10 protein-coding genes are annotated in these 12,462 nt (G+C 34.8%); 3 read left to right on the top strand and 7 right to left on the bottom strand.

The features are described 5' to 3' along the window. Positions 1 to 2 precede the first annotated feature (2 nt). The 3 genes from PK35_RS16095 to PK35_RS16105 form a co-directional block, all read right to left on the bottom strand. Positions 3 to 785 carry an SDR family NAD(P)-dependent oxidoreductase gene (locus PK35_RS16095; protein ID WP_044627608.1) on the bottom strand — a complete coding sequence of 261 codons (783 nt, stop codon included), beginning with the start codon at positions 783 to 785 and terminating at the stop codon, positions 3 to 5. A 183-nt stretch (positions 786 to 968) separates the two neighbouring features. After that, entirely contained in the window at positions 969 to 1,847 is an 879-nt protein-coding gene (locus tag PK35_RS16100) for an AraC family transcriptional regulator (RefSeq protein ID WP_044627609.1), read from the bottom strand. 44 nt (positions 1,848 to 1,891) lie between these two features. Next, positions 1,892 to 2,908 carry a LacI family DNA-binding transcriptional regulator gene (locus PK35_RS16105; protein ID WP_044627610.1) on the bottom strand — a complete coding sequence of 339 codons (1,017 nt, stop codon included), beginning with the start codon at positions 2,906 to 2,908 and terminating at the stop codon, positions 1,892 to 1,894. 125 nt (positions 2,909 to 3,033) lie between these two features. Between PK35_RS16105 and kduI the strand changes: the two genes are divergently transcribed. The 3 genes from kduI (at position 3,034) to PK35_RS17565 (ending at position 5,248) form a co-directional block, all read left to right on the top strand. Next, on the top strand, positions 3,034 to 3,876 hold the full coding sequence (kduI, locus tag PK35_RS16110) for a 5-dehydro-4-deoxy-D-glucuronate isomerase (protein ID WP_044627611.1): 843 nt from the start codon (positions 3,034 to 3,036) through the stop codon (positions 3,874 to 3,876). An 8-nt stretch (positions 3,877 to 3,884) separates the two neighbouring features. Beyond that, positions 3,885 to 4,679 carry a gluconate 5-dehydrogenase gene (locus tag PK35_RS16115; RefSeq protein ID WP_044627612.1) on the top strand — a complete coding sequence of 265 codons (795 nt, stop codon included), beginning with the start codon at positions 3,885 to 3,887 and terminating at the stop codon, positions 4,677 to 4,679. 350 nt (positions 4,680 to 5,029) lie between these two features. Continuing rightward, the gene (locus tag PK35_RS17565) at positions 5,030 to 5,248 is read left to right on the top strand and encodes a hypothetical protein (protein ID WP_131474430.1); all 219 of its coding nucleotides are present in this window, start codon (positions 5,030 to 5,032) and stop codon (positions 5,246 to 5,248) included. Here the strand turns inward: PK35_RS17565 and PK35_RS16120 are convergent. The 4 genes from PK35_RS16120 to PK35_RS16135 all read right to left on the bottom strand — a co-directional run bounded on the left by PK35_RS16120 (position 5,238) and on the right by PK35_RS16135 (position 12,420). Then, positions 5,238 to 6,290 (bottom strand): sialidase family protein, encoded by a 1,053-nt coding sequence (locus tag PK35_RS16120; protein ID WP_044627613.1) that lies wholly within the window; start codon positions 6,288 to 6,290, stop codon positions 5,238 to 5,240. The two genes, PK35_RS17565 and PK35_RS16120, sit on opposite strands and share 11 nt — an antisense overlap. A gap of 6 nt (positions 6,291 to 6,296) precedes the next feature. Then, a complete protein-coding gene (locus PK35_RS16125) occupies positions 6,297 to 7,613 on the bottom strand; it encodes a sugar MFS transporter (protein WP_044627614.1) in 1,317 nt (438 codons plus the stop codon). A 120-nt stretch (positions 7,614 to 7,733) separates the two neighbouring features. Further along, the gene (locus PK35_RS16130) at positions 7,734 to 9,302 is read right to left on the bottom strand and encodes a SusD/RagB family nutrient-binding outer membrane lipoprotein (RefSeq protein WP_044627615.1); all 1,569 of its coding nucleotides are present in this window, start codon (positions 9,300 to 9,302) and stop codon (positions 7,734 to 7,736) included. A 10-nt stretch (positions 9,303 to 9,312) separates the two neighbouring features. Then, positions 9,313 to 12,420: a SusC/RagA family TonB-linked outer membrane protein gene (locus PK35_RS16135; RefSeq protein ID WP_044627616.1), complete on the bottom strand. Its 3,108-nt coding sequence runs from the start codon at positions 12,418 to 12,420 to the stop codon at positions 9,313 to 9,315. Positions 12,421 to 12,462 lie beyond the last annotated feature (42 nt).

Genomic DNA, 12,462 nt, shown 5'->3' on the forward strand with positions numbered 1-12,462 from the left:
TATTAATTTCCGTTTAAGGTCACAAAACCACCATCGATGGCGTAGTTTGACCCTGTTATAAATCCAGCTTCATCTGAACATAAAAACAACACCAAATCGGCCATTTCTTGAGGTTTCCCCATACGACCAATAGGCTGTGTTTGCGATAATTTTTCAAACATTTCGCTTTCCTTTCCTGGATAATTTTTCTTGATAAACCCATCAACAAAAGGCGTATGTACCCGACCTGGCGCAATACAATTACAACGAATGCCATCTTTTAAATAATCTTTTGCAACCGAATAAGTAATCGTTAAAACCGCTCCTTTGGTCATGGAATAGGCAAACCTGTCGTTAATACCAACAGTTGAAGCTATTGAGGCTAAGTTTAAAATAACCCCGTTCCCCGATTTTTTTAAAGCTGGTAAACAGGATTTTATACAGTTGTAAACGCCTTTAATGTTAACGTTATACAAACGATCTAAATCTTCTTCTTCGCAAGCTTCAATATTGCCAACATGGGCTATTCCTGCATTATTTATTAAAATATCGATGTTGCCGTTTTGGGTAATAGTTTTTATAATGCTATCTACATTTGCTTTATTGGCTACATCGCATTTATGAGCTTGAGCACTGCCTTGAGTCACTTCAATTTCTTTAACAGTTTCTTGAGCTGCTTCTAAATTAAAATCTAAAATATGCACCTGCGCGCCTTGTTGAGCAAATGTTAACGATATAGCTTTTCCTATACCACTACCGCCGCCAGTTACTATGGCAACTTTATTTTTTAAACTAAATTTTGACATGTAATTAGTTGGTATTTATAAAAACCGAGAAGTATAAATTGTTCTGGGTCGTATTTAATTTAATTGTTTATTGAGGCAATATTACACTGTAACAAACAACATATCTAACTATAATTTGATAAATACTGATACTTTTTTTGCTTAAATGAAACAAAATGAATTTTTTGGCGCAAAAATCGCAAATCACTCAATTGACGATTCTGTTTTGTAATTCGCCTTAAATTGGGTTGGAGTACAGTCCATTACGGTTTTAAATTGTCTATTAAAATTCGATATATTTTTAAAACCAGACTCATAGCAAACCGCAGCGATATTGTATTTATGTTCTAAAAGCATCTTGCAGGCATAACCTACCCTAATTTCGGTAAGATATTTTGAAAATGTTTTACGATTAACACGTTTAAAATATCTGCTGAATGCCGAACTGTTCATATTGGCAATTTTAGCAACATCAACTAAGGTAATATCTTTATTAAAGTTTTTAAATATATAGGCTTGTACGTTATATAAAACCTCGCCTTTAGCAACATTAAAAGCGCTTACATAACCTTGACTTGCCAATTTTATAGCTTGTTTATGTTTAGCCAGTTTGTTTAAAATATGCAGTAGTGTAATGGTTTTTTCGAAGCCTTCTAACTCTAACAAATTAGTAATGTCATTGATTAATGCTTCAGAAACATTTATAAATTTTAGACCGAACTTAGAGCGATCAAATAATTCTAAAAGATGAATCATTTCTGGGGTTTCAAAAAAGTATTGACCCAAAAAATCTTTTCTAAAATGTACAGCAATCGCTTTTGCTGTTAATGTAGATTCTGGTTTAAAATACTTGGCATCGTTTTGCCACATATGCGGCAGGTTTTCGCCTAATAAAACGACATCTTTAGGCTGAAATTTTTCAATTTTATCGCCAACAAAACAAGTGCCTTCACTTTTTAAAACAACTACCAATTCCATTTCGGGGTGATAATGCCATACCTTTAAAAAATTAGGATATTCGTTAATTCGGGCTCTAAACGAACTGTTGTTTAAGCTACTTCTATCTAATAAATGTAATTTCATAGCCTGAGATATTTATTTAGTCCGAAAACACTTCCGCTTAACTTTTAAATCATTTTTTTAGAAGACGATCGAATTACTAAATTTGAATCGACCATAACAGTTTGCGTTTCGTTTGAAGCTTCTTTATTTGCAATATAATTTAACAATAAGGCTGTTGCTTTTTCGCCTATTTTTAACCCAGATTGATCGATGGTTGTTAAAGCTGGTTCAATAACTCTAGAAATAGGTTCGTTACTAAAACCAACTATAGCCACATCGTCTGGAATTTTAATTTGCTGTGCTTTAAGATACGTCATGGCTCCTACGGCAGCAACATCGTTTGCAGAAAACACACCATCAATATTTGGATGCGCTTCTAAAGCAGATATCATACTATTGTAACCATCAACTTCCATAAGTTTTGAACTTATAATATGCTGAAATGTTACCTCATATTTTTTTAATGCAGCTTTGTAACCTTCAAGACGGTTTTCGTATATTTTTAAATACTGCGGTCCAGAAAAATGAACAATGTTTTTACAACCTTGTTGTATTAAATGTTCGGTAGCATTAAACCCACAGTTAAAATCATCAATTAATACATTACTACAACCTTGCAAATTACAGTATCGATCGAAAAAAACGAGTGGAATATCGCTATTTATAACCGCTTGTAAATGATTGTAATTTAAGGTTTCCATAGATATGGAAATGAGTAATCCGTCAACACGGTTTGCTATTAAACCTTCTACAATTTTCTGCTCTCGTTCCAACTCTTCTAACGACTGACAAATAATAACGTTATAACCAGCCAAATATGCGGCTTCTTCAATACCTTGAATGGCAGACGAGAAAAAATATCGCGAAATTCTAGGAACAACCACCCCAATGGTTCGGCTAACATTTTTTCGCAAATTTGAAGCCAATAAATTTCGCTGATAACCAAGTTCTTGCGCCTTTGCTATTATTTTTTTCTTGGTTTTTTGGCTTACTCTTGGGCTATCATTTAAAGCTCTAGAAACCGTAGAGCTATCTATGCCTAATGCTTTGGCAATATCGTGTATGGTAGGTTTACTATTCAATTAGTAGATTGAAAAATTTAGCTTATTTTTTACAAATATATAAAATCCAATCGATTGTATATTAGCAAATTTTAGTATATTTACAATGTTTTTACTAATTAGAAAATTTATTAAAACTAAATAAAATGAAAAACAACTATGAAGTAAGGTATGCATCGTCGCCTCAAGACGTTAAATCTTACGATACAACACGATTAAGAGACGAGTTTTTAATTGATAATTTAATGCGTCCAGATGAATTAAATTTGGTGTATTCGCATTTCGATCGTTTTATTTCAGGAAGTGCTGTACCCGTTAAATCTGAATTAAAACTTGAAACTATCGATCCTTTAAAGGCAGAATATTTTCTTGAAAGACGCGAGTTAGGAATTATAAATATTGGTGGTTCTGGTACTGTTACCGTAGATGGAACAGCCTACGACCTAGATAACAGAGAAGCCTTATACGTTGGCCAAGGTAACAAAGCGGTTAGCTTTACAAGTAAATCTGAAAGCGAACCTGCTATGTTTTACATAAACTCTACACCAGCTCACAAAGCCTATCCTATTAAAAAAATAGGTATTAACGATGTTGAAGTTGTTCAACTTGGAGCACCAGAAACTGCAAACGCAAGAACGCTTCGTAAATATATTGTAAATAGTGTTGTTGATGTTTGCCAATTACAAATGGGAATGACCGAGCTTAAATCTGGTAGCGTTTGGAATACTATGCCTGCGCACGTACACGACCGTAGAATGGAAGTTTATTTTTATTTTGATGTACCTGAAGACCAAGCGGTGTGTCACTTTATGGGGCAACCACAAGAAACACGTCATATCTGGATGCAAAATAACCAAGCTGTAATTTCTCCAGCATGGTCTATTCACTCTGGTTCTGGTACTAGTAATTATACCTTTATTTGGGGAATGGCTGGTGAAAATTTAGATTATGGCGATATGGATCATTGTAAAATTAACGAATTAAAATAAATAACACCATGTCTATAAATTTATTCGATTTAACAGGAAAAGTAGCGCTAGTAACAGGTGGCACGCATGGTTTAGGACAAGCCATGGCTACAGGTTTAGGTAAAGCTGGAGCTACACTAGTTATTAATGGTGCTTCATCGCAAGATAAACTAGACAAGGCTGTTGATTACTATAAATCACTTGGTATTACAGCTCACGGTTATTTATTTGATGTTACAAATGAAGCTTTAGTAATAGAGAATATAGCCGCTATTGAAAAGGAAGTTGGTAATATTGATATTTTAGTGAATAACGCTGGAATTATTAAAAGAACGCCACTAGAAGAAATGGAAGTTGAAGATTTCGAAGCTGTTATTAAAGTAGATTTAGTAAGTCCGTTTATTATGTCGAAACACGTTGTAAAAGGCATGATTAAGCGTAAGGAAGGTAAAATTATTAACATTTGCTCAATGATGAGTGAGTTAGGCAGAAATACCGTTGGTGCTTACGCTGCTGCAAAAGGTGGCCTAAAAATGCTTACTCAAAATATGGCTACGGAGTGGGCAAAACACAACATACAAACTAATGGTATTGGCCCAGGTTATTTTGCTACAAGCCAAACCGCTCCTATTCGGGTTGATGGTCATCCTTTTAACGAATTTATTGTGAATAGAACACCTGCTGCGCGTTGGGGAGATCCTGACGATTTACAAGGTGCTGCTATATTTTTAAGCTCGAAAGCAAGCGACTTTGTTAACGGACAAGTCATTTATGTTGATGGTGGTATTTTAGCAACCATTGGAAAACCTTCGAACGAAGATTAGTAATAACTTTTTGAAATAAAAAAAGCCTGAAAATATAAACTTTCAGGCTTTTTTTTATGTCGGGATGACAGGATTCTGAAATAAAACCCAAATCACTTATTTTTAGTTATTTAAAAACAAAATTTTAAATAGGACACTCTACCAATTGAGTTTATGAAATTCACTTATCAAATTTATTCAAAGCTGTATAAAAAATATAAAAACCTAGTCCAAGACCACCTTCATACCCGACCTGAACAGCTGTGGGTCTGAGACATAACCTACATTAAAACTGAAAAAGGACACTACTATCTAGCTTTGGTTGCTGATGCCTATTCTTAGAAAATTATGGGCTACAAGCTAGAAATCATATGAGAACATCGCTTTGCACAGATGCGCTCGATATGGCATTAAAAACAGGAAATACCCCAATCAAAAGCTCATTCATCATTCCAACAGAGGCTTCCAGTACTGCAAGCCTAATTACACAGATTTTGATGAGAGCAATGGTAACAGGAGCCAACTTACCCAACTTAATTATTTTTATATCAGCATTTTACACAACTAAAAAACAACATACTAATCCCTAAATTTGAATGAAACATGTTTAATATATTCCCTGTTATAAGTATATAAAACATGTACTTTTTCATCTTTAGTTTGGATTATGGCAGGATAACTAAACTGCCCCGTTTCCTTCTTTTCAAGAGTTAAAATATTTTTCCATTTCAATCCATCATTAGAGTGTTCAACGTCTAAAACATTACGCCCATTATACCAATCATTTCCTGGTGACAATGGATTATTAACAACTAAAAAAGATTTCTTCCCTAAAGTTAAAGCATCAATTCCAGAATTTGAATTAATAATATCTATTGTATCTGTACGCCTCCAAGTATTTCCAGAATCATCAGACCAAGAACTTACTATTTTGCCATGTTTGCTTCTACAAAGTATCTGGAGCAAAATACCAGAATGCTCTAAAAATGTAGGTTGAATTATATCAAAATTCTTTTTATTTTCAATGGGTATCTTTTGCCATTTTTTATTTCTTTCGTAATACTTTTCTATGTGCACACGCCATTCATTATTTTTTATATTTTCTTTACTGCTACCGCATAAAAGTATCCCAGGAGATATCTCTATAGGCTTATTTTTAATAGGACCTAAAATTCCTTCAGGCAGATATTCTGGATCACTCCAAGTCTCCCCATCATCTTTTGAAACGATCATTGCTCCAAACCATTCTCTTGGGTTTTTACCAACCTTATAAAACAGGTACACGTTATTACTCTTACTTTTAAACAAAACCGGGTTCCAACAGGGCAAGGTATCCTTTTCTTTTATTAGAGGTTCTATCAAGCACTTCGGAGTAGACCACGAATCATCCTTAAAGAAAGATGTATAAATACCGACATCTTTGGCGCCTTCATAAGTTCCGCCAAACCAAGCCGCCAATAAATTATTAGGCTTTGTCTCTATTAAGGTTGCCGCATGGCAATTGTTGGTTGGTTTTTTTGTGAAAACAAAAGATTTTTGAATACTGCTAATTTTTGGATTTTCACCCTCTTTATCACAGGAAACAATTGTAATTATCAGTAAAAGAGAAATATATTTCAATGAAAAAGCCATAGAATATTATTTAAATTTATTTGTACTTAGTTTATGACCATGAACTGCGTAATAAAAAATAGCTAAATAACAAGGCAGTAAAACCCAATAACCATAAGTAGCTGAATTTGCTGTAGCTACTGATTCTGCAACACCTTCGGCTAGATAAGTCGCTTTCTGTGTATCGGCCAATTTTCCGTATAACGGCGGAATAATAGCACCACCAGAAATGCCCATGATTAATAAAGCCGAACCTGTTTTAGTAAATTTTCCAAGGCCATTTAATGCTAAAGGCCACATTGCAGGCCATACTAAAGCGTTCGAAACTCCTAAAGCAGCTACAAAAGCAACAGAAGTAAATCCGGTTGTAAATACAATACAAAGCGAGAAGATTACTCCTAAAATAGCACTAGCTTTTAAAGCAAGCGTTTGGGATATGTATTTAGGAATAAGTATCGCACCTAAAATATAAGTCGCCACCATAGCCATTAGGGTAAACGTGGTAAAAAATTTAGCATCGGCCGCAGGAAAACCTAAAGAAATACCGTATGCAATAATGGTATCGCCGGCAATAACTTCAACACCAACGTATAAGAACAGGGTGATAACACCTAACCATAAATGGGGAAATTGAAATATTGAGGTTTTTGAGGTTTTTCCATCGGCAGAATCATCGGTTGAGGTTGCTTCAACGTCTGGAAGAGGCGCTTTTCGTATTAAAATACCTAAAATGAATAATATTAAGGCCATAACAATATAAGGCGTAACTACACTGTCTGCCATGGTGTTTAACAGGGTTTGTTTTTCTGAATCTGAAACCGTGTTTAGTTTAGCATTAATTTCGTCGATTCCAGATAGTAAAAGCGCTCCAAAAATTAAAGACCCCAAAGCCCCAGCCACTTTATTGGCAATACCCATAATAGAAATACGTTTCGCAGCGCTTTCAATGGGACCTAAAATAGTTATGTATGGGTTGGAAGCAGTTTGAAGCAAGGTCATGCCTGCACCTTGAATAAAAATACCTGTTAAGAACATCCAATAGGTTCTGGCTTCGGCGGCAGGAATAAAAACTAGGGCACCAATACCCATGATGAATAATCCTAAAGACATACCTTTTTTGTAACCTACCTTACTTAATATTTTAGATGATGGAATAGCCATTACCACAAACGAAATGTAAGACGCCGAAGCAACCAGTAGTGATTGTGCTGAGGTAAGCTCGTTAATAGCTTTCATAAACGGAATGAGTGCACCGTTAATCCAAGTAACAAATCCGAAGATAAAAAATAGTCCCGCTATAATAAAAATGGGGATAAGTGTGTTGTTGTTATTTTGATTAGACATAAGAAAATGTATTAGCCTGCTATTTAAGGTTTTGGTGTTTAATTTTTATGATTAAAAAAAGGAGAGTTGTTTTAAATCTCTCCTTTTTTATTTATAAAATGAAATGGTTAGTGAATATTATTAGTTAACGTCCCACCATAGGTTTGTGTTACCATTGTCAGCACCTCCTAATAAAGAAGTAGCTTCGTTCACAGCATTACCGTTTGTACTATACTCGTTTGGTAAGTAAGTAATACGTTTCATAACACCAGTACCTATCGAAGCATTTAGAGTTGTAATTAGTGGGTATAAAATATCGGCATCAGTTCTACGTAAATCAGCCCATGCTTCCCAAGATTCTGGGTATAAACCTAAAAATTTCTGTACTGCAATTTGTTTTAATTGATCGGATTCAGTTGAAGCCCAAGCTACAGGAACATCAACAGGAGGAGTAGAGTCTGCATACAAATCACCAAAAGTAGGTACTACTGCAGTTGTTGTTCCTGATAGGTATGGAGCAATAGCATCGGCATCAACATTCCATTGCTCTAACGATAAGCGTATACCTTCTTCGTAAAATGATTGTGCATTTCCAGACATATTCCAGCCTTTTAAAGCTCCTTCGGCTTTGTTGAAGTTAGTTTCAGAAGCTACCATAATTTCAATATCTTTTGTTGTAGCTTCGGCAAATGTTGTTTCTTGGTTCGTTAAACTTAAATTGCTAGCTGTTCTGTCTAACAAAGCGCCTCCGCCGTTAGGTAAACCAACATAGTCTTCGTAGTAAGGAGAATCTTCATCAGATACTTTACCAAACCAAATAGCCATTCTTGGGTCGTTATATCCTTTTAAAATACTTTCCATATCAGCAGTCATGTAAAAGCCCCAATATTTCATAATATCAACAAAGTTATTATAGGTATCAGGTGTAACTTCGTAAATAGCACTATCATCATTTGTTGTCATTACACCAGCAGCTACAGCAGCCTCTGCATGCGTTTTTGCAGACGAAGGATCTACATCTGAAATTCTTAATGCTAAACGCAAACGTAAAGAGTTTCCAAATTTTCTCCATTTTTCAACATCGCCACTATAAATAGCATCATAATCTCTAAATACACCAACACTACTATCGCTTGAAGCACTTAATGTTGCATTGGCATTTTCTAGAAGATTAAAAAAATCGGCATATATATCTTCTTGAGCATCATAAGGTACACTAGAACCTCCAATACCAGCTTCGGTGTAAGGTATTGGTCCCCAGTGGTCTGTAAAACGATGAAACATATATACTTTCCAAATGTCTAAAATAGCTGTAGCTTCAGCATTTCCTTCTGTTGCGCTGTAGGTGTTTAAAAGTGAAGGTACTGCAAGCGTATAAAAACGTAACCAACCTCTACTTCTCCAACCGTCGTTAATACCGTTAGCATCGGTTTCTGCCGCCCAGCCTGGTGTCATATAATGAGCAAATACCATTGAGTGTAATGCAGTAGCTAAACCGTAAGTACCATAATCGTCTCCAGGTAAACTCCAAGAGGCATTACCAGTTCCTTTGTAAAGAGCATTGGCAAATGTTGGTCCAGCAAGTGTTTCGTCTAATTGATCAGAAGTTAATGTATTAGGATTGGTATTAACTTCGTCAAAATCTGATGTACAACCTGTTACATGTAATAGTGATGCGATTGCAAAAATTTTAATGATGTAATTTTTCATAGTTTATTTTTTAAAAGTTTAATTTAACATTGAATCCGAAATCTCTAGTAGATGGAATGTTAAAAGATTCGATACCTTGAAGGTTACCAACACTAACACCTTGTTCTGGATCGAAATACTCAGCTTTATTTACAAAGAAGAATAAGTTTCTACCTACTATTGATAAATCAATACCTGAAAATGGTGTTTTATTTAAGAATTTATTTGGTACAGAATATCCAAAAATTAATTCACGTAATCTTATGTTTGTAGCATCGAAAACAAAGTCTTCGGCAGATTTAGGGTCTCTACTAGCTACTTCGCTCCAGTAAGTTTCTGCAGTTACAGAGGTTGTGTTCTGCGAGTAAGTACCATCGCCATTATCGATAACTCCATTTACAACAAAACCATCTCTACCAGCAAGTGTAATATCGCTAACACCAGCACCAGCCATTCTAGCTTGAGAGTATGAGATTACTTCACCTCCAATACGGAAATCTATTAGGAAGCTTAAAGAGAAATCTTTATATTTAAATTGGTTATTTAGGCCAGCAGTCCAATCAGGGTTAAAGTTACCTGCTAGTACATCAAAACCAGATGTAAATTGTGGTAAACCAGTGTCAGCATTAACAAGAATGTCACCATTTTCATTACGAGCAAATCCACGAATATATAAATCTCCAAAATTACCTCCTTTGGTAATAATGGCTTGAGCAAGTCTTTCAGAACCAGTAGAAAGATTAAGTTGGTCACGTCCTTCTAAAATATCGATAACTTTTGTTTCGTAAGTTGAGAAGTTTGCCGTAGCATCCCATGAAAAACTATCAGTTTCTACAATACTTGCATTAAGTACAACTTCGAAACCTGTGTTTTCGATATCTCCACCATTAACAACTTGTCTTGAATATCCTGATGATTCAGGAACATTAATTGTAAAAATTTGATCAGATGTGTTTGTTTTAAACCAAGTAAAATCTAAACCAATTTTATTTTTTAAAAAACGTGCATCGAAACCAAATTCTGTAGAGCTTGAAATTTCTGGTTTTAAATTTGGATTGTTTAGTAATGTTGATGTTTGTGCGACACCTCCATTAAAACCGTAATAGGTTAATTGGTTTGCTAAAAGGTAAGGGTCTGTGTCGTTACCAACTTGCGCAAACGAGCCTCTTAATTTCAAGAAGGATAACGCATCAGATTTAATGTCGAACATATCGGTTACAATAGCTGTTAAACCAAATGACGGATAAAAATACGATCTGTCTGAAGCAGGAAGTGTTGAAGACCAGTCGTTGCGAGCTGTAACATCAAAAAATAAATATTCTTTAAAAGCTAATTGAGCAGAACCGTAAAGTGAATTTATTTTTTTATGACTATAATCTGGAGTTACACTTGTTGTTTGCAAGTTGGTTAAAGCAAAATAGTTTCTTTTACTTAAAGTACCACCGCTACTAATTCCATTTCTTTTTTGAATTAATGCATTACCACCTGCATTTAGATTTAATTTAAAATCTCCTAAATCTTTATTATAGCTTAACAAGAAATCAGAGTTTATTTCAGATACTTCTGTAATAGCTTCAGAATACGAACCAAAATCTTGATTTAAAATTGCTACAGCAGCATGACGAGAAATATTTGTTTTATCTGTATATTGATCTAAACCTGTTCTAACCATTAAGCTTAATTCATCTGTAAAATCGTAAGTTAAAGACGCAAATGTTATAATTCTGTTTCTTTCATCTGTTCTTAAGTTTCTATTTGCTAGCCAAAATGGGTTGTTACCAAGTGTGCTTAAAGTGTTAGCATTAATGTAGTTGTATTGTAATTGTCCAGAATCATCAACATATTCATAGTCACTGTATTGATTGAAAGGTAAACTTCTTGGCATGGTGTAAACAGCTTCACCAATTTGCCCTTCACCAGCTCCAATAGCATTTTCAATTTTTTGAGATATAAAGTTGGTTTTAACATCTAAATGTAATCTATTTGTTAAATCACTTGTTAAGCGTAATGCTAGGTTGTGTCTGTCTAACTCATTACCACCAACAATACCCTCAGCTTCTGTGTTGGTATAAGAGAAATAACCTTGAGTTTTTTCGCTACCCATTGAAGCAGAAATACCTCGTGACCAGTTGTAACCCGATTGGAAAAAATCCATACCATTATCTGGTTGAGCATTAAAAGCATAAGTAGCAGGACCATTATAATTAGGGTTGTGTTCTAGTTGCCATGCAGAAACCGATTGACCCTCCATAGCAGGTCCCCAACTTGTTTTGCTATTAGCGTCGTATATACCAGTGTTACCTTGTCCATACTCGTTTTGTAAGTTTAGTAGGTTATAGGCTTTTGATGTGGTAAAGTTAGAAGAAACTGTAATTCTTGCTTTATCTGATGCCGAACCTTTTTTGGTAGTAATAACAATTACACCATTACTTGCACGTGAACCATATAAAGCAGCAGCTGAAGGACCTTTTAATACAGATAAAGACTCGATATCGTCTGGATTTATGTTTGAAATACCATCAAAGGTAGTAAACCCACCAATATCTGTAGAAGGTGAAGAAACCGTATTGTCCATTGGTACGCCATCAATAACATATAATGGTTGGTTATTACCAGTTAACGAACGGTTACCCCTAATTGTAATTCTTGAAGAACTACCAACACCACTGCTAGATGTAGAGAAGTTTAAACCTGCTACTTTACCAGATAATGAGTTAGCTACGTTAAGCGATCTTGCTTCTGAAAGTTCTTCGGTAGAAACTGTTTGGGCTGAATAGGTTAACGATTTTTTCTCACGTTTAATACCTAATGCTGTAACTACAATTTCATTAAGTTGTTCTGCATCTTCTGCAAGTATTACGTTAATAGAAGTTTGACCTGTAAAAACTACTTCTTTTGAAGCATACCCAACATACGATACAACTAATGTTGCTGTACTTTGAGAAATATCGATAGAATAATTTCCATCAAAATCAGTCGAGACACCATTGGTGGTGCCTTTTACTAGAATACTAGCACCTGGCAATGGTAAACCGTTACCGGCATCGGTTACGGTTCCTGTTACAGTAGTTTGAGCATTGCTATTTTGAAAGCAAAAAATGCAAAATACGAACAGTACTTTTAATACGTTTTGAATCATAATTTCATTTTTAGTTAATAATTTTTAGTTTTTTTTAATAGG

The sequence above is a fragment of the Neotamlana nanhaiensis genome (genome assembly GCF_000943555.1).
GTDB classification, from domain to species: Bacteria; Bacteroidota; Bacteroidia; order Flavobacteriales; family Flavobacteriaceae; genus Neotamlana; species Neotamlana nanhaiensis.